Origin of the sequence: Kitasatospora sp. NPDC058444 (genome assembly GCF_042721415.1) — a bacterium.
Lineage (GTDB): Bacteria > Actinomycetota > Actinomycetes > Streptomycetales > Streptomycetaceae > Kitasatospora.
Window position 1 is genome coordinate 44176 of the sequence record NZ_JBHXLL010000024.1, and the last position, 16683, is coordinate 60858.

The 16683-nt window shown below is 72.6% G+C and carries 14 protein-coding genes; 12 read left to right on the top strand and 2 right to left on the bottom strand.

The annotated features are described in order from the left end of the window. Window positions 1-29 precede the first annotated feature (29 nt). The 5 genes from ACFWP2_RS23995 (at window position 30) to ACFWP2_RS24015 (ending at window position 6331) form a co-directional block, all read left to right on the top strand. Window positions 30-476, top strand: a complete 447-nt coding sequence (locus ACFWP2_RS23995; RefSeq protein ID WP_380454711.1) for a nuclear transport factor 2 family protein — start codon at window positions 30-32, stop codon at window positions 474-476. A gap of 100 nt (window positions 477-576) precedes the next feature. Next, window positions 577-2532, top strand: a complete 1956-nt coding sequence (locus ACFWP2_RS24000; RefSeq protein ID WP_380454713.1) for an amino acid adenylation domain-containing protein — start codon at window positions 577-579, stop codon at window positions 2530-2532. Beyond that, a complete protein-coding gene (locus ACFWP2_RS24005; protein ID WP_380454715.1) occupies window positions 2529-3764 on the top strand; it encodes a cytochrome P450 in 1236 nt (411 codons plus the stop codon). The genes ACFWP2_RS24000 and ACFWP2_RS24005 overlap by 4 nt, the downstream gene beginning before the upstream one ends. 92 nt (window positions 3765-3856) lie before the next feature. Beyond that, on the top strand, window positions 3857-4654 hold the full coding sequence (locus ACFWP2_RS24010) for a thioesterase II family protein (RefSeq protein ID WP_380454718.1): 798 nt from the start codon (window positions 3857-3859) through the stop codon (window positions 4652-4654). 111 nt (window positions 4655-4765) lie between these two features. Continuing rightward, window positions 4766-6331 (top strand): IPT/TIG domain-containing protein, encoded by a 1566-nt coding sequence (locus ACFWP2_RS24015; RefSeq protein ID WP_380454720.1) that lies wholly within the window; start codon window positions 4766-4768, stop codon window positions 6329-6331. A gap of 39 nt (window positions 6332-6370) precedes the next feature. Here the strand turns inward: ACFWP2_RS24015 and ACFWP2_RS24020 are convergent, their stop codons facing one another. Continuing rightward, entirely contained in the window at window positions 6371-7348 is a 978-nt protein-coding gene (locus tag ACFWP2_RS24020; RefSeq protein ID WP_380454862.1) for a GlxA family transcriptional regulator, read from the bottom strand. 191 nt (window positions 7349-7539) lie between these two features. Between ACFWP2_RS24020 and ACFWP2_RS24025 the strand changes: the two genes are divergently transcribed. The 5 genes from ACFWP2_RS24025 (at window position 7540) to ACFWP2_RS24045 (ending at window position 13576) form a co-directional block, all read left to right on the top strand. Next, entirely contained in the window at window positions 7540-8415 is an 876-nt protein-coding gene (locus ACFWP2_RS24025) for an NAD(P)-dependent oxidoreductase (RefSeq protein ID WP_380454722.1), read from the top strand. Beyond that, window positions 8412-9068, top strand: a complete 657-nt coding sequence (locus ACFWP2_RS24030; protein ID WP_380454724.1) for a hypothetical protein — start codon at window positions 8412-8414, stop codon at window positions 9066-9068. Before ACFWP2_RS24025 ends, ACFWP2_RS24030 begins: the two co-directional genes overlap by 4 nt. 164 nt (window positions 9069-9232) lie before the next feature. Next, window positions 9233-11050: an FG-GAP repeat domain-containing protein gene (locus ACFWP2_RS24035; RefSeq protein WP_380454726.1), complete on the top strand. Its 1818-nt coding sequence runs from the start codon at window positions 9233-9235 to the stop codon at window positions 11048-11050. Between the two features lie 32 nt (window positions 11051-11082). Continuing rightward, window positions 11083-12639 carry a transglycosylase family protein gene (locus tag ACFWP2_RS24040; protein WP_380454728.1) on the top strand — a complete coding sequence of 519 codons (1557 nt, stop codon included), beginning with the start codon at window positions 11083-11085 and terminating at the stop codon, window positions 12637-12639. Between the two features lie 130 nt (window positions 12640-12769). Next, complete coding sequence (locus tag ACFWP2_RS24045; protein WP_380454730.1) at window positions 12770-13576, top strand: proline hydroxylase; 807 nt, start codon at window positions 12770-12772, stop codon at window positions 13574-13576. Window positions 13577-13609: 33 nt separating this feature from the next. Here ACFWP2_RS24045 and ACFWP2_RS24050 read toward each other — a convergent pair whose 3' ends face one another. After that, the gene (locus tag ACFWP2_RS24050) at window positions 13610-14560 is read right to left on the bottom strand and encodes an alpha/beta fold hydrolase (RefSeq protein ID WP_380454732.1); all 951 of its coding nucleotides are present in this window, start codon (window positions 14558-14560) and stop codon (window positions 13610-13612) included. A gap of 152 nt (window positions 14561-14712) precedes the next feature. On the opposite strand from ACFWP2_RS24050, the gene ACFWP2_RS24055 reads away from it, so the two are divergent. Together ACFWP2_RS24055 and proB are read left to right on the top strand one after the other, a co-directional pair. Next, on the top strand, window positions 14713-15333 hold the full coding sequence (locus ACFWP2_RS24055; protein WP_380454734.1) for a TetR/AcrR family transcriptional regulator: 621 nt from the start codon (window positions 14713-14715) through the stop codon (window positions 15331-15333). Window positions 15334-15600: 267 nt separating this feature from the next. After that, window positions 15601-16683: a glutamate 5-kinase gene (proB, locus tag ACFWP2_RS24060; RefSeq protein ID WP_380454736.1), complete on the top strand. Its 1083-nt coding sequence runs from the start codon at window positions 15601-15603 to the stop codon at window positions 16681-16683.

The window sequence follows — 16683 nt, forward strand, 5'->3', positions numbered from 1 at the left end:
CTGACAGCGATGACAGGAAGCACCTCGGCATGGTCCACACCCTTCCCCCTCCCGACGGAACGCCCGCACCACCCGCACCACCGGCCGCTCCACCGGCCGCACCGGAGACCCCGACGGCCCCGGCCCTGGGGGTGTCCCAGGTCCGCCGCTACTACCAGCTCGTCGACGCCGGGGACGTGCCCGCGCTGGTCGCCCTGTTCACCCCGGACGCCCGCTACCACCGCCCCGGCTACCGGCCGATGGTCGGGCACGCCGAACTGGAACGCTTCTACCGCGACCAGCGGGTGATCCGCACCGGCGTGCACACCCTGGCCACCGTGGTCACGACCGGCGACGAGGTCGCGGTGCACGGCCTGTTCCGCGGCGTGCTGCACGACGGCGGCGAGGTCGAGCTGCGGTTCGCCGACTTCTTCCGGATGACACCGCAGGGCCGCATCGCCGCGCGGGACACCTTCTTCCACGTGCCGGCGGTCTGAGGCGCCTGAGGCGGTGGACGCCCCCGGCGACACCGCCCGCCGCACGCCGCGCACGTTCAACCCCGACGGGGACACTCCAGCACAGGAAAGCGGGAAGCAGTTGACCACGACGGTCCACACCTCCGACACCTCCGACACCTTCGACAACCCGGCGTTCGTCGGCAGCGGCCGGCCGCCGTTCGACGCCCGGGCCATCCACGAGCTGGTCGCCGAACAGGCGCGGCGGGCCCCGCACGCGCCCGCCGTCACCTGCGACGGACGGACCCTGACCTACCGGCAGCTCGACGACCGCGCCCACCGGCTCGCCGGGCGGCTGCGAGCGGCCGGACTGGCGCAGGAGGACGTCGTGGGCGTGCTGGTGCCGCGGTCGCCGGAGCTGATCGTGGCCCTGCTCGCCGTCCTCATCGCGGGCGGGGCGTACCTCGGACTCGAACCGGACGACCCGGCCGGCCGCCACGCGCTGCTGCTCGAGGACGCCGGCGCGGGCATGGTGATCACCGAGGAGGCCCTGCGCGACCAGCTGCCCGGCACCGTCGTCACGGTGACGGAAGGCCGCCCAGCGCAGGAGCCGGCCGCCGGGCCGGCGGCCCCGGTCCGTCCCGGCGACCCGGACCGGCTCGCCTACGTCAGCTACACCTCGGGCTCCACCGGCGAACCCAAGGGCGTCGGCGTGCCCCACCGGGCGATCGACCGCCTCGTCCGGGGCGCGGACTGGATGGACGTCCGCGCCGAGGACGTCTTCTTCCACCTCGCGCCGGTCGCGTTCGACGCGTCCACGTTCGAGATCTGGGCCCCCCTCGTCAACGGCTGCCGACTGGTCCTCTTCCCCCCGGTCGCCATCACGCTGGAGCACGTGGCGCGCGTCGTCCGGGCCGAGCGCGTGACGGTCCTGCTGCTGACCACCGGGCTCCTCCACCAGATGGTGAGCTCCCACCCGGAGGCGTTCGCCGGCGTGCGGCACGTCCTCACCGGGGGCGACGTGGCCTCGCCGGGCCACGTCCAGCACCTGCTGGCCCGCCACCCGGAGCTGCTCTTCACCAACGGCTACGGACCGACCGAGAACACCACCTACACGACCTGCTGGACCAGCAGCACCCTTCCGGAGCTGCGGAGCGTGCCGATCGGCCGCCCGATCAGCGGCACCAGGGTCACGGTGCTGGACGGCGACCTCCGGCCGGTGCCCGTCGGCGAGTGCGGGGAACTGTACGTGGCCGGCGCGGGCCTGGCCCGCGGCTACCTGGGCCGCCCGGCCGCGACGGCCGAACGGTTCCTGCCCGATCCGTTCGGGACGGAGCCGGGCGCCCGGATGTACCGCACCGGCGACCTCGTGCGATGGCTGCCGGACGGCACGCTGGAGTTCGTCGGCCGGGCGGACGACCAGGTCAAGGTCCAGGGTTACCGCGCCGAACCGCGCGCCGTCGAGGTCGAGCTGGAACGGCTCGCCGAGGTGCGGCACGCGGTCGTGCTGCCGCAACCCGATCCGGCGGGCGGCACCCGGCTCCTGGCCTACGTCGTGCCCGTGGAACCCGATCCGGCCGGCACCGCCGACCTCGGCCGGCGGCTGCGCCGTGAACTGCGGGACAGGCTGCCGGGCTACCTGATCCCCTGGGCGATCCTCGTCCGTCCCGAGCTGCCGGTGAACCGCAACGGCAAGATCGACCGCCGGGCCCTGCCCACCGCCACCCGGGTGCCGCGCAACGTGGCCAACGAGTTCGTCCCGCCGCTCACCGAGGTCCAGACGCGACTGACCGAGCTGTGGGGCGACGTCCTCGGCATCGAACCGGTCGGCATCGACGACGACTTCTTCGACCTCGGCGGACACTCCCTGCTGGCCACCGACCTCCTGGTCGCCACCCAGCGCGAGTTCGACGTGGACCTCCCCGCGCAGACCCTGTACCTGTCGCCGACCGTCGCCGAGCTGGCGACGGCCCTCACCGAGCGGATACGGACGGCAGGCCCGGACGGCCCGATCGCAGGCCCGGACGGCGCGATCGCAGGCCCGGACGACGCGACGGAGGGCCCGGCCGACGGGGCCCGGGAGGAGCGGTCCCGATGACGGAGGTTCCCCCGACCACGCGATGCCCCGCCCTCGCTCCCCAGCCGGTCGACCTGATCGACCCCGACCTCTACCACTCGGGCGGGGCGCACGCGGTGTGGCGACGGCTGCGCCGCGAGGCCCCGGTGAGCCGGCAGTCGGTCGGAGACCTCGGCTACTGGTCGGTCGTCGGCTACGCCGAGGCCAACCGGGTCCTCCGCGACCACGCCACGTTCACCTCCGAACAGGGCACCCTGCTCAACCTCCTCGGCCAGGGCGACCCCGCCGGCGGCCGGCAGATGGCCGCGACCGACCCGCCCCGGCACGCGCACCTGCGCGGCCCGCTCCAGCAGGCGCTGTCGATCAAGACGGTGGAGAACGACCGGGAGGCCATCCGCCGGGTCGTCGTCGAGCTGCTCAGGCCGCTGGCCGACGGCGGCCCGTGCGACTTCGCCGCCGCCATGGCCACCCTGCCGATGGCGGTGATCGGCACCATGATGGCGCTCCCGGAACAGGACTGGCCGCGGCTGGTCCGGCTCGCCCACGCCTGCATCGCCGCGGACGACCCCGAGTTCCAGCTCGCCGCCGGACCACAGGCCACCCTCGTGACCGCCCACCGGGAACTGTTCGCCTACTTCCAGGACCTCGTCACCGCCCGTCGGCGCGCACCGGGCGACGACCTGGTCAGCGTGCTGCTCACGATGGAACTGGACGGACGCCGACTGTCGCCGGGCGAGATCGTGTCCAACTGCTACAGCCTGCTGCTCGGCGCGACCGTCACCACCGCCCAGCCACCGGTCGCGGCGATGGCCGAACTCGCCGGGACCACGGCCCTGGACGACTGGGCGGCACACCCGGAGCTGCTCGGCAGCGGCGTCGAGGAGGCCCTGCGCTGGGCCTCGCCCACCCAGCACTTCATGCGCCACGCCACCCGCGACGTCGAGATCCGGGGCGTGCCGATCCCCGCGGGGGACGCGGTCGTCGTGTGGCTGGGGTCGGCCAACCGCGACGAGACCGTGTTCGCCGACCCGGACACCTTCGACATCCGGCGGCGGCCCAACAAGCACATCGCGTTCGGCGTCGGCGCGCACTACTGCATCGGACACACCGTCGCACGGGTGGCCCTGCGGATCCTGTTCGCCGAACTGCTCGGCCGGTACACCGGCTTCGAACTCGCCGGTGCGCCCCGGCGGATGCGCTCGAACATCATCGCGGGCTTCACCCACCTGCCGATCACCGCGCGCATTCGGTAGGAACCGCCGCCTCCCCGCCGCCCGCCGGCACCACGGGCCGCGTACGTCACCGCGGCCGAACCCGAGAAGAAGCCCCACCCGGAAGGACATCAGTGGACGCTCCGACGGCCCGTACCCGCAACAAGTGGTTCCTTCGCGAGCCGTCGCCGGTGGCACCGGCGCGGCTGTTCTGCCTGCCCTACTCCGGGTGCGGAGCGAGCATGTACCGCCAGTGGCCGTCCTCGGTCGACGGCGCCGAGGTCTGCCCCGTGCAGCTGCCCGGCCGGGAGAACCGGATGCGCGAGCCCGCCCACTCCACCTACGAGGCGATGGCCGACGACCTCTGCGAGGCGCTGCGCCCCTACCTGGACCGTCCCTACGCGCTGTTCGGGCACTGCGGCTCCGCGCTGGCGGCGTACGAGACCGCCGTACGGCTGGTCGAGCGGGGCTGCCCCGCCCCGACCCGGCTGTTCGTCTCCGCCGAGGTCGCGCCGCAGGACGGCCCCTACGGCCGCTTCCTCGACATGGGCGACGACGAGCTGGCCGCCGAACTGCGCGGGCTCGTCGCGGAACTGGGCGGCACCCTGGAACCGAGCCTGCTGGCGCTCTACCTCGGCGTCCTGCGCAACGACGTCGACATGAACAGGCGCTACCACGTGGCCGAGCCCGTCCGGCTGCCGTGCCCGATCACCGCCATCGGCTGGACCGAGGACACGGGCATCGCGCCGTCGCTGATGACCGGCTGGTCGGCCTGCGGCGAAGCGACCTTTGAACTCCTGGAGGGAGGCCACTACCGCTTCGTCGAGGCGCCGGCGGACCTGCTGGCGCTCCTGGCCGCGGATCTGACGCCCACCCGGCCGGCCCGCCCGCCGCTCGCACCCGATGAGCCCGGCACTGGTCCGCGCGCCTGAATCCCCCTGGCCATCCGGGTGCCCGGTGACCGGTCGGGTGCCCGGACCGGCAGGCCCGGCGCATACGGTCGACGGTCCGTCCTCGGTTCGGTGAGCATCCCAGGAGTGAGCATGACCAAGCCGGCAACCCCGTCCCAGGTCTGCATGACGCTGTCCGCCCTCGCGGCCACCGCGGCGACCCCGCGACCATCGGGGGAGACCCGGGACGAGCAGACGTGGCGCGTGGCCGCCGGGATCTCGCAGCAGCTGACCGACCTCTGGCTGGCGACCCAGGCCGGCTGGCGGCTGGCCTGGCTCGCGCTGAGCCCGGACGACGCCAACATGGCGTACATCGCCAGGAGTATCGACGGCTCCAACCGGTTCGCCGTGGTCGTGCGCGGCACGGTCGGCAACATCACCGACATCCTGGAGGACCTCGACGTCGGCACCGTGGTCCCGTTCACCGCGAGCGGTTCGCCGACCCCGGTCGCCGTCTCCAAGGGAGCGATGACGGCGTTCACCCAGGTCGCCACGATGGTCTCGATCCTGCCGCCGCCGGGGGACGTCCTGGGGGTGCCGGTGCCGCAGGACGCGTTCGCCCGGCAGGGCGCCACCCTGGCGGAGGCGCTGGCCGGCCTGGTCCAGGCGGCGCCCTCCACACCGCGGCCGACGGTGTACGTGACCGGTCACAGCCTGGGCGGCTGCATCGCCACCATGCTCGCCCCCTACCTGTACACCCAGGCGCGGAGCTGGACCAACGTCCCGCAGTTCGCGCTGGAGACCTTCGCGGCCCCCACCGCCGGGCTGCAGAGCTTCGCGACCTATCTCAACGGGCTGCCGTGGCTCGGCAACAACCACCACTTCAACGCCTGGGACGCCGTACCGCTGGCCTGGAACGACCTGAAGACGGTGAACAAGGACAGCTGGTACCCGTCACCCGGCCCGGCGGGCAACCTCACCGTGCACCACCTGTTCGACGTACTCAACGGGCTCCCGAAGGGCAAGGTCTACGTGCAGCCCGGTGCGCAGCAGGAGCTGCCGCCGGACGGGGACTACTCGACGCACGATCCGGCCCTGGTCAACAGCACGGTGGCGGACTTCATGGGGCAGGTCGCCTACCAGCACTCCAACAACGTCTACCTCAGCCTGCTCGGGACCTCCATGCTCTCTCCCGGCCCGGTGGTGACCGGCGTCAGTCCCGCCTTCGGCGCGAGCGGGTCCACGGTCGTCATCGAGGGCAGCGGCTTCCTCCCGGGCAGCGTCCTCGACTTCGGTCCCATCCCGTGCCCCGACGCCGTCGTCAGCCCGGGCGGCGACACGATCACCGCCACGGTGCCGGACGGCGTCGGCATCGTGGACGTCCGCGTCACCAGTGTGCTCGGCACGACGCCCGTCGTGCCGCTGGGGCAGTTCGCCTATGACGGACCGGCACCCGTGGTGGTCACCGGCATCAGCCCGACCAGCGGTCCGGCGGCGAAGACCACGGTCACCATCACCGGCACGGGCTTCCCCAAGGGGGCCGGCGTGAAGTTCAAGGACCAGGCGTCGAAGACGGTCACCTGGGTCTCGGCCACCGAGCTCACGGCCACCGCGCCCCTGCAGGTCGACGACAGGCAGACGGTGGACATCACCGTGACGGTCGGCGACATCGCCTCCGCCACCGGCCCGGCCGACGAGTTCACCTACACGGGCCTCTGAGCCGGGGCCGGGATCGGCCGGCCGGTGTGGTCGGCCGCTTCAGGCGGGCGCGGCGGGTGAGCGGAAGGCCCGGCGGTAGTCGGTGGGGGTGACGCCGACGCGGGCGGTGAAGTGGCGGCGGAGGTTGGTGGCGCTGCCGAGGCCGCTGCGCTCGCCGATCTGCTCGACGGGCAGGTCGGTCTTCTCCAGGAGGGACTGGGCGCGGGCGAGGCGCTGGGCGAGGAGCCACTGGAGCGGGGTGGTGCCGGTGGCGGCCTGGAGGCGGCGGAAGAAGGTGCGCGGGCTCATCCGGGCGCGACTGGCCAACTCGTCGGTGGTGAGCGGGCGTTCGAGGTTCTCCGTGGCCCAGGCGAGGACCGGGGCGAGGCTGTCGTCGTCGGCGGCGGGCACCGCGAGGTCGACGAACTGCGCCTGTCCGCCCGGGCGGTGGGCGGGGACGACGAGCTTGCGGGCCAGCTGGTTGGCCACGTGGGCGCCGAGGTCGCGGCGGACGATGTGCAGGCACAGGTCCAGTCCGGCGGCGACGCCCGCGCTGGTGAGGACGTCGCCGTCGTCGACGTAGAGCACGCCGTCGTCCACGGCGACGGTGGGGTACCGGCGGGCCAGGTCGGCGGTGTGCGCCCAGTGGGCGGTGGCCCGGCGCCCGTCCAGCAGGCCGGCGGCGGCGAGCGCGAAGGCGCCGGTGCACAGCGACACCATCCGCGCCCCGGCCCGGGCGGCCCGCCGCAGCTCGGCCACCAGGGCGGGCGGCACCTCGCGTTCGCCGGTCACGCAGGCGTCCGGGACGGAGGTGACGATCACGGTGTCGGCCTCGGCGAGGGCCTCCCAGCCGTACTCGGCGCGCAGGTTGAAGCCGAAGCCTCCGGGCGCGCGCGGCGGTGCCGGGTCGTCCGGCGTCTCGGCGCACAGGCGGAGCTCGTACCAGCGGTCGGCGATCTCGGGCTGCGGGATGCCGAACACGGCGCAGGCCATGCCGAGTTCGTACATGTCCCAGAGCGCCAGCTCGGTGTGGTCCATGACGGCGACGGCGACGGTGCCGGGGGTGCTGACGGGAGCTGACAAGGCGGCGAAACCCTTCTGGCAGGAATCGTTCGGGAGCAGTCAATCTTGCCACTGTCAGGGGTCTCCGACTGCTGCGAGGGTGAGTGATGTCGATCAAGCCCCGGGACTCACCGGGGCGGAGAAGCACACCAACGGGAGAGACCTCCATGACCCACGACCTGCCCGAATCCGTCACCGTCCTCGGCCTGGGCGCGATGGGCACCGCGCTGGCGCACGCCTTCCGCACCGCCGGCCACCCGACCACCGTCTGGAACCGTACGCCGGGCCGGGCCGAGCCACTGGTCGCCCGCGGAGCCGTCGCGGCCGACCTCCCCGGGGCGGCCGTCACGGCGAACCGGCTCATCGTCGCCTGCCTGCTCGACTACGACGCGGTGCGCGCCGTCCTCGCCGGCCAGGAGGCGGCGCTGGCCGGGCGGACGCTGGTGAACCTGACCTCCGGATCGCCCGAGCAGGCCCGGGAGACGGCCGCCTGGGCCGCCGGGCTCGGCCTGGACTACCTGGACGGCGCGATCATGATCACCCCGCCCGGGATCGGCGGCCCGGACGCGACGCTGCTCTACAGCGGCGCTTCGGACGTCCTGGCCCGCCACCGCCCGACCCTCGCCGCGCTCGGCGAGCCCGTCGACCTCGGCCCGGACGCCGGCGTCGCCGGACTGTACGACACGGCGCTGCTCGGCCTGATGTGGTCCGCGCTGAGCGGCTGGCTGCACGGCGCCGCACTGGTCGGCGCGGACGGCGTCCGGGCCGAGGAGTTCACGGCCGTGGCCACCCGCTGGCTGTCCGGAGCCGTCGCCGGCTTCATCGGCCGCTACGCCCCGCAGCTCGACGCCCGTACCTACCCGGGCGACGACGCCAGCCTGAACGTCCACCTGGCCGCGATGGACCACCTGCTGCACGCGAGCGAGGCGCGGGGCGTCGACACCGCCCTGCCGGAGCTGCTCGCCGCCCAGGTCCGCCGGGCCGTCACCGACGGGCACGGCGGCGACAGCTACGCGCGGCTGATCGAGGTCATCGCCAAGTGACCACGCTGTACCCGGCCACCAGGACCGTCTCCGCCTCGATCGCCGCAGCCGCTCCCGAAACCGCCGCGGCCACCGACTGGCCCGAGCTGGTCGTCGAGGCCGCCGCGGAGACCACCGGCGCCCTGGAGCAGGCGGCGTCCGCCGACTGGTCCCGTGTCCCCGCGGGTAGCGACTGGACCGCCCGCGCCACCCTGGACCACCTCGCCCTCGGCCTGCTCGGCTACGCGGGCCTGCTCACCGCCCGCCCCACCGACCGCTACATCACCCTCTTCGGCTCGCTCGACCCGGCCGCCCCGATCCCGCACTGCCTGGAGGGCCTGCGCATCGCCGCCGGCCTGCTCGCCACCACCGTGCGCGACACCCCGGCGGACGCCCGGGCCTGGCACCCCTGGGGCCACTCGGACGGCCCCGGCTTCGCCGCCATGGGAATCGTCGAACTCCTTGTCCACGGCCGGGACTTGGCGGAGGCCTACGACCTTCCCTGGCAGCCGCCGGACCACCTCGCGGCCCCCGCCCTGGCCCGGCTGTTCCCGGACGCGCCGCACGGCCACCGCCCCACCGACACCCTGCTCTGGTGCACCGGCCGGACCGCGCTCCCCGGACACCCGCGCCGCCCGGCCGACGGCTGGAGCTGGGACGGCCGCGTCCGCTGAGACCGGGCGCGACGCCGAGGCCAACCGGGCTTCCGGGCCCCGGACACCGGTCCGACGGACATCCGCCCGACGCGGGCCCGTCCGGTGCCATCGCTCCGAACGACTCCTCCGAACTCACCACCCACCTCGGGACGCCGAAGGCTGCCCGAAAACAGAAAGCCGCCATGAAACTCTCCCTCATAGCCCGTACGTCGTCCGTCGCCGCCCTGGTGACGACCGCCCTCGCCTTCGGCGCGGTCGCCGCCGGCCCCGCGGTCGCCGCCGAGCCCCGCGCCGCTGCCGCCGATCCGGCGCGTCCGTCAGCGGACGACCACCCCAACGCGGGCCAGGGCACCCCCACCTCCCAACTCCGCGCCAAGAGCCTGGCCGCACCGCTCGCCGCCGACGAAGACGCCCGGCCCATCACCCGCAGCGAGGTCCTCAAGCGCGCCGCCACCTGGGTGGACCAGGGCCTCGACTACAGCATGGAGGCGACGTACCAGGGCTGGCGCACCGACTGCTCCGGCTACGTCTCGATGGCATGGGGCCTGCCCGGTCCCGGCGAGGCCACTCCCACCTTCATCCCCGCCGGCGTCGCCCACGCCATCACCAAGGACGAGCTCAAGCCCGGCGACGCCCTCAACAACGACAACCCGGGCAGGTACGGGCACATCGTCCTCTTCGAGAAGTGGGCCGACTCCGCCAGGACGTCCTACTGGGGCTACGAGTTCAGCAGCACCGGCGTTCACCACCGGGTGATCCCGTACGCCTACTTCTCCCTTTCGGAGCAGTACCAGCCGATCCGGCTCAACTCCATCGTGGACGACGAGGTGACGCCCGCTTCCACCGACGACACCAGCAGGATCAAGGGTGACTTCGACGGTGACGGCCGGGAGGACCTCGCGGTGCTGTACGACTACGGCAGGGACGGCGAGCGGAATCACAGCGGGCTGTGGACCTTCACCAGTAACGGGTCCGGGTTCAACTCCCCGCGGCAGGTGTGGGACAGCGGTTCGGACAGCTGGAACTGGGCCGGCAGCAAGGTGACGGTCGGCGACTTCAACGGTGACGGCAAGGCCGACATCGGCGTGCTGTACGACTACGGCAGGGACGGGGAGCGCAACCGCACCGGGCTGTGGACCTTCACCAGCACCGGTACGGGGTTCACGGGCCCGAAGCTGGTGTGGGACAGTGCCACGGACCCGGTGAAGAGCTGGAACTGGGCGGCCAGCAAGCCGGTCTCCGGGGACTTCGACGGCGACGGCAGGACGGACATCGCCATCGCCTACGACTACGGCCAGAGCGGGGACGTCAGCCGTACCGGGCTCTGGACCCTCACCAGCACCGGCACCGGGTTCACCGGCCCCAAGCAGGTGTGGGACAGCGCCACCGATGCCGTCAAGAGCTGGAAGTGGAACAACAGCAAGGTCGTCGCCGGCGACTTCAACGGCGACGGCAAGGCGGACATGGGCGTCCTCTACGACTACGGCAGGGACGGCGAGCGCAGCCGCACCGGCCTGTGGACCTTCACCAGCACCGGCGCCGGGCTGAACTCCCCGCAGCAGGTGTGGGACAGCGGTTCGGACAGCTGGAACTGGGCCGGCAGCAAGGTGACGGCCGGTGACTTCAACGGTGACGGCAAGACCGATGTGGGTGTCCTCTACGACTACGGCCGGACCGACACCGTCTACCGCACGGCCGTCTGGACGTTCACCAGCACCGGCACGGGGTTCACCGGCCCCAGCAAGGCCTGGGACAGCGCCACCGATGCCGTCAAGAGCTGGAACTGGGCGGCGAGCAAGCCCGTGGCCGGTGACTTCAACGGTGACGGCAAGACCGACGTGGGCGTCCTCTACGACTACGGCCGGACCGACACCGTCAACCGCACCGCCGTCTGGACCTTCGCCAGCACCGGCAGCGGCTTCAGCAGCCCCAGGAAGGCCTGGGACAGCGCCACCGATGCCGTCAAGAGCTGGAACTGGACCAACAGCACCGTCAGCTGACCACCCATCGACCGATCGAGGTCTTCAGGACAATGCGTTCCACGACAAACAGGAAGCGCACGCTCATCGGCACCGCGGCCGTGGCGCTGACCGCAGCCGGACTCTCCCTCGCGCCTTCCGTCCCAGCCGGTGCCGCCTCGGTCGCCACCTGGGAGAAGCTCGCGCGGTGCGAGAGCGAGGGCGACTGGAGCTACCACCAGGGAACGAACCTGGGCGGGGGTCTGCAGTTCATGCCGAGTACCTGGGAGGAATTCGGCGGGACGGAGTACGCGCCGTTCCCCTACCAGGCCACCAAGGAGCAGCAGATCAGGATCGGGGAGAAGGTGCTCGCTGTTCAGGGTGTGGTCGCCTGGCCGAACTGCTGGCAGCAGGCAGGCCTGACCACCGACGGCGAACAGCCCTTTCCCGATGTTCCCGCCGCCCCGGAGCAGAACGAGGGCGCCGACCGGACCAGGGGTGATTTCGACGGTGACGGCCGGGACGACCTCGCGGTGCTGTACGACTATGGCAAGGACGGCGAGCGCAACCGAAGCGGCTTGTGGACCTTCACCAGCAACGGGGCCGGGTTCAACTCCCCGCGCCAGGTGTGGGACAGCGGTTCGGACAGTTGGAACTGGGCGGCCAGCAAGGTGGCGGTCGGTGACTTCAACGGGGACGGCAAGGCCGACATCGGCGTGCTGTACGACGACGGCAAGGACGGTGACCGCAACCGCACCAAGCTCTACACCTTCACCAGCACCGGCGCGGGGTTCACGAGCCCCAAGCTGGTGTGGGACAGTGCCACGGACCCGGTGAAGAGCTGGAACTGGGCCGCGAGCAAGCCGGTCTCCGGGGACTTCGACGGCGACGGCAGGACCGACCTCGCCATCGCCTACGACTACGGCAAGAACGGCGACGTCAACCGCACCGCCGTCTGGGCCTTCGCCAGTACCGGCACCGGGTTCGCGAGCCCCAGGAAGGCCTGGGACAGCAGCACCGACCCGGTCAAGAGCTGGAGCTGGGCGGCGAGCAAGCCCGTCGCCGGGGACTTCGACGGCGACGGCAAGACGGACATCGGTGTCCTCTACGACTACGGCAAGGAGGGCGACCGCAACCGGTCCGGTCTGTGGACTCTCACCAGCACCGGCACTGGGTTCAACTCCCCGCGGCAGGTGTGGGACAGCGGTTCGGACAGCTGGAACTGGACCACGAGCAAGCCCGTCGCCGGTGACTTCAGCGGCGACGGCAGGACCGACGTCGGTGTCTTCTACGACTACGGCCGGACCGACAGCGTCAACCGCACCGCCGTCTGGACCTTCACCAGCACCGGCACCGGGTTCGCCGGCCCCAACAGGGCTTGGGACAGTGCCACCGACCTGGTCAAGAGCTGGAGCTGGGCCGCCAGTAAGCCCGTCGCCGGTGACTTCAGCGGCGACGGCAGGACCGACCTCGGCGTCCTCTACGACTACGGCCAGAGCGGCGACCTCAGTCGTACCGGGCTCTGGACCCTCACCAGCACCGGCAGCAGCTTCGCCGGCCCCAAGAAGGCCTGGGACAGCGCCACCGACGCCGTCAAGAGCTGGAACTGGACCAACAGCAAGATCGGCTGAGGTTCCCCCTCGTCCGGCGAGCCCCTGCGTCACCTGTGCTGAGGGAATGCTTCCCTTGCGTAGCGCATCGCGTCGCGGAGGGTGCGGCGGCCTCCCGCCCCTCCGCCCGACCTCTCAGCAAGGGGAACCCATGGCTGACATGACGCCGGACCGGCTCCACGACGAGGCGATGTTCGCCGTGGAGACGGCCCGGCAGGGGGAGTTGCGGGAGGCCCTGCAGCGGTTGGCCGCCGGCACCTGCGCCATCGTGCGGGTGCCGGACCTGCTCCAGGGCGACCTGGCCCGCCTCGTCGCCCGCATCGAGCGGGCCGACTTCGAGCCCTACGACGAAGAGCGGCTCGACCCGCCGATCCTGAAGTTCGGCCCCGCGGTCTACGACTACTACACCGAGGGCCAACTCCGGGACGCCTACTGGGAGAAGGCGGAACGGGCCCGCGAGGCCGGGCTCGACATCTACGGCGGGAACGATCCGGCGCCGGCCGTCATGCGCCGGCTGAACACCGAACTCGGTATCCCGGTGCGCCCCGCGACCATCGGTGGGCGCCCGCTGCACGTGGGCATCCTCCGGGAGTTCCCCACCGGCTCGAAGATCCACTACGACGAGGTGGCACGGGAGTTCCCGGGCCGCCTCGACGACCAGCCCATCGTGCAGCTCGCCTTCAACCTCCACCTCACCGTCGCCGAACACGGCGGTGCGCTGACGGTCTGGCGGCACCGCTGGATCCCCGCCGACGACGGCTTCAGGGACGGCTACGGCTGGGCCCCCGAGGCCGTCGCCGACGTGCCCTCGGCCACGGCGCTGGCCGAGCCCGGCGAAGGCGTGTTCTTCGACTGCCGCAACTTCCACCAGGTCCAGGGCTTCGCGGGCGGCCGCCGGATCACCCTCTCCCTCTTCCTGGGGTTCACCATGGCCGGCGAGCTGATCGCCTGGTCCTGACCTCCGCGTTCGGCCCGCGCGGCAGCCGCCCACCTACCCGGTTCGTTCGCCGCGGTACGGCGCGAGGAAGGCGGTGAGGGCTGCCAGCATCGCCTCCGGGGCTTCCTCGGGCGGGTAGTGGCCGCAGTCGGGGAGGACCAGGCTCTCCACGTCGTCGGCGGCGAGCTTCATCGTCGCGCCGACCGAGGCGCCCAGGTTCCGCGCCCCACCGATCGCCAGGACGGGGAGGGAGAGCCGCCGAGTCGCGCGCCGCTGGTTCTGGGCGATGGTCGTGTCGAGTGCGCGGTAGAACTCGAAGCTGCAGCGCAGGGCCTGCGCGTCGGCGGCGAGGAGCTCGGCGTAGTACCGGACGGCGTGGTCGGGCAGCGGCTTCGCGGACTTCGTGGCGAACTGGTGGCCGAAGTAGAGGTGCTCCCGTCCGCTGACCAGTTGTTCGTTGAGGCCGTCGAGGCGGTTGAAGGCGAAGTGCCAGAGCCGGTCGTTGGCGTCCTGGCTGCCGAAGAGCGGCGGGGTGGGGGAGAGCCCGGGGATCGCGGCCTCGGCGACGGCGAGGCGGTCGAGCCGGTCGGGGTGGTCCGCGGCCAGGGCGTAGCCGGTCCACATGCCGACGTCGTGGCCGACCATGGCGAAGCGGTGGTGCCCGAGGGCGTCCATCAGCTCCACCAGGTCGCGGGCGAGCGTGCCGGTGTCGTACCCGTCCAGCGGCTTGTCGGACAGTCCGACGCCGCGCGGATCGACCGCGACGACCCGGAAGTCCCGTGCCAGCGCGGGCATCAGGAGGCGCCAGGCGTACCAGCTCTGCGGCCAGCCGGCGAGCAGCAGCAGCGGGGGGCCTTCGCCGCCGGTGACGGCGTGCAGGCGCAGGCGCCCGGTGTCGACGTACCGGCTGGTGAAGGTCCGCGTGAATCCGGCCGGGAGCTCCGGCGCCCCGGTGACGGAACCCGGGCCCTCAGGGGTGGGCGGGGGTGTGGACGACAGGCTCATGGTCTTTCCTCTCGTGGTGCTGACGCCGGGCCACTGGCCGTCACCGTAGCCATCTTGTACCGATCGGTCAAAGATTGTTTGACCGGCCGGTCCAAGATGCGGGTAGGCTCACCCCGACAGACCCCCGACAGGTGAGACGGGAGGTGCGCGCGGTGGCCGGCCGGAAGCAGTTCGACGTCGACGCGGCCCTGGACCAGGCCATGCGGGTGTTCTGGCAGCGCGGATACGCCGATGCCTCACTGGACGCCCTCGGCTCCGCCACCGGCCTCGGCCGCGGCTCGCTCTACGGCACCTTCGGCGGCAAGGAGGCCCTGTTCCACCGGTGCCTCGACCGCTACGCGTCGGTCTACGGCGCCCGGTACGAGCGGGCGCTCGCCGCTCACCCCGGTGATCCGGTGCGCGCCGTCGAGGCGTTCTTCGACGTCGTCCTGGAGCGCATCGCCGACCCGTCGGTTCCCGCGGGGTGCCTCATCGCGCAGTCCGCGGCGCAGTCGCCGACGCTGACGGAGGAGAGCGGCACCCGGGTGCGCGGCCTGCTCGACCTGCAACACCAGCGGGTCCGCGCCGCCCTGGCGGACTCCCCGGCCGACGCCCGGACGCTCGACGAGCTCGCCACCTTCGTCGTCGCCGTCAACCAGTCGCTGGCCGTGCTGAGCCGGGCCGGCGCCTCGGGGGACGAGCTGCGGTCCGTGACCCGGCTGGCCTGCGCGACGGTGGCGGACTCCCTCGCCCGGGCGGCGGCGGCATCCGGGACGGACGACGCTCCGAACTGACGGGCGCCGGCACTCGGCACCCGGGCCCGCCGCCGTCCCGCGGCGGCCGTCGCCACACGGCCTCCACCGTCTTCACCACCTCCACCCGCGTTCCGCGGCGGCCGGACGGCCGCCTCTCCGCGCCCGCCCGTGCTCCGCGAGGCCCCGACAACGGCGGCGAATCGCCAGCACATTGGGAGAACACCGCCTCCGGCAACCATCTGTTCTCGGAAGCGGCCGCCCCTCCGCTCTCTCATACGCGACTGCCGAGGTTCAGGCGAGGAGACCATGCGGAACGGAATCAGCGACGGCACGGGCAACCGCGTCGTCATCAAGGTGGGAACGTCGTCCCTGATCACTCAGGGCGAGGTCGACCCCGTCAAGCTCGACACCCTCTGCACCACGGTGGCGAAGGGCATCGAGGCCGGTCTGGCGCCGGTGCTCGTCACCTCGGGGGCGATCGCACTGGGCCGCACCAGGCACGGCGATCTGACCCGGGACACGGCGGAGGCCGCCCAGACCGCGGCGGCGCTCGGTCAGGGAATGCTGTACGCGGCGCTCCGTGCCCGGTTCGCCGCGAACGGTCTGGAGACGGGTCAGATCCTGCTGACGCCGCACGATCTCGTCGCGCCGGAGCGCGGCGGGGGAGTGCGCCGCACGTTCGACCTGATGCTGTCGCTGGGCATGGTGCCCATCGTCAACGAGAACGACGCGCTGGGCGTGCGCAACAACGACGTGCTGGCCGCGCTGCTCGCCGGATTCCTCGAGGCGCGACTCCTGCTGCTGCTCACCAACGTGGCCGGCCTCTACGACGGCAACCCGATGCTCGGCGAGGGCGCCGTGCGCATCGCCGAGGTGACGGGGCCGATCTCCGAGGTCGAGGCGATGGCCGGGGGGTCCACCGGGGACGGCGGGACCGGCGGCATGCTCGTGAAGCTGAGCGCCTGCTGGATCGCCGCGCACGCCGGGGTCCGCACCGTGGTGGCCGATGCCATGGACTCCACCGTGCTGATCGCCGCCGCCCGGGGCGACGAGGTGGAGGGGACCGTCTTCCCGCCCCGCACCACCCACTCCGCCGCCCCCGGTCTCGGGCGCCTCTGGCGGGCCTTCCGGTACCCGCCGAGCGGGACCGTGGTCTGCGACGCCGCGGGGCGGCAGGCCATCGAGTCGGACCGGGCCCTGCTCGCCGGGAGCGTCGACGCGATCACGGGGTCGTTCGACAGCGGCGACGTCGTGGACGTCGTCGGCCCGGACGCCCGGGTGATCGCCCGCGGCACCGTCCGTCTCGGCGCGGCGCAGGCCCGGGCCGGTGACCGGTCCGCCTCGGAACTCATCGACGACTGTGACTACGTACGGATCTTTGGAGGCTAG

Excerpts from the sequence above, each read along its gene's own strand:
- ACFWP2_RS24015 (WP_380454720.1), top strand. The coding sequence starts at position 4,766 with ATGACCAAGCCGGCAACCCCGTCCCAGGTCTGCATGACGCTGTCCGCC.
- ACFWP2_RS24020 (WP_380454862.1), bottom strand. The coding sequence starts at position 7,348 with ATGGACCACACCGAGCTGGCGCTCTGGGACATGTACGAACTCGGCATG.
- ACFWP2_RS24025 (WP_380454722.1), top strand. The coding sequence starts at position 7,540 with ATGACCCACGACCTGCCCGAATCCGTCACCGTCCTCGGCCTGGGCGCG.
- ACFWP2_RS24045 (WP_380454730.1), top strand. The coding sequence starts at position 12,770 with ATGGCTGACATGACGCCGGACCGGCTCCACGACGAGGCGATGTTCGCC.
- ACFWP2_RS24050 (WP_380454732.1), bottom strand. The coding sequence starts at position 14,560 with ATGAGCCTGTCGTCCACACCCCCGCCCACCCCTGAGGGCCCGGGTTCC.
- ACFWP2_RS24035 (WP_380454726.1), top strand. The coding sequence starts at position 9,233 with ATGAAACTCTCCCTCATAGCCCGTACGTCGTCCGTCGCCGCCCTGGTG.
- ACFWP2_RS24040 (WP_380454728.1), top strand. The coding sequence starts at position 11,083 with ATGCGTTCCACGACAAACAGGAAGCGCACGCTCATCGGCACCGCGGCC.
- proB (WP_380454736.1), top strand. The coding sequence starts at position 15,601 with ATGCGGAACGGAATCAGCGACGGCACGGGCAACCGCGTCGTCATCAAG.
- ACFWP2_RS23995 (WP_380454711.1), top strand. The coding sequence starts at position 30 with ATGGTCCACACCCTTCCCCCTCCCGACGGAACGCCCGCACCACCCGCA.
- ACFWP2_RS24005 (WP_380454715.1), top strand. The coding sequence starts at position 2,529 with ATGACGGAGGTTCCCCCGACCACGCGATGCCCCGCCCTCGCTCCCCAG.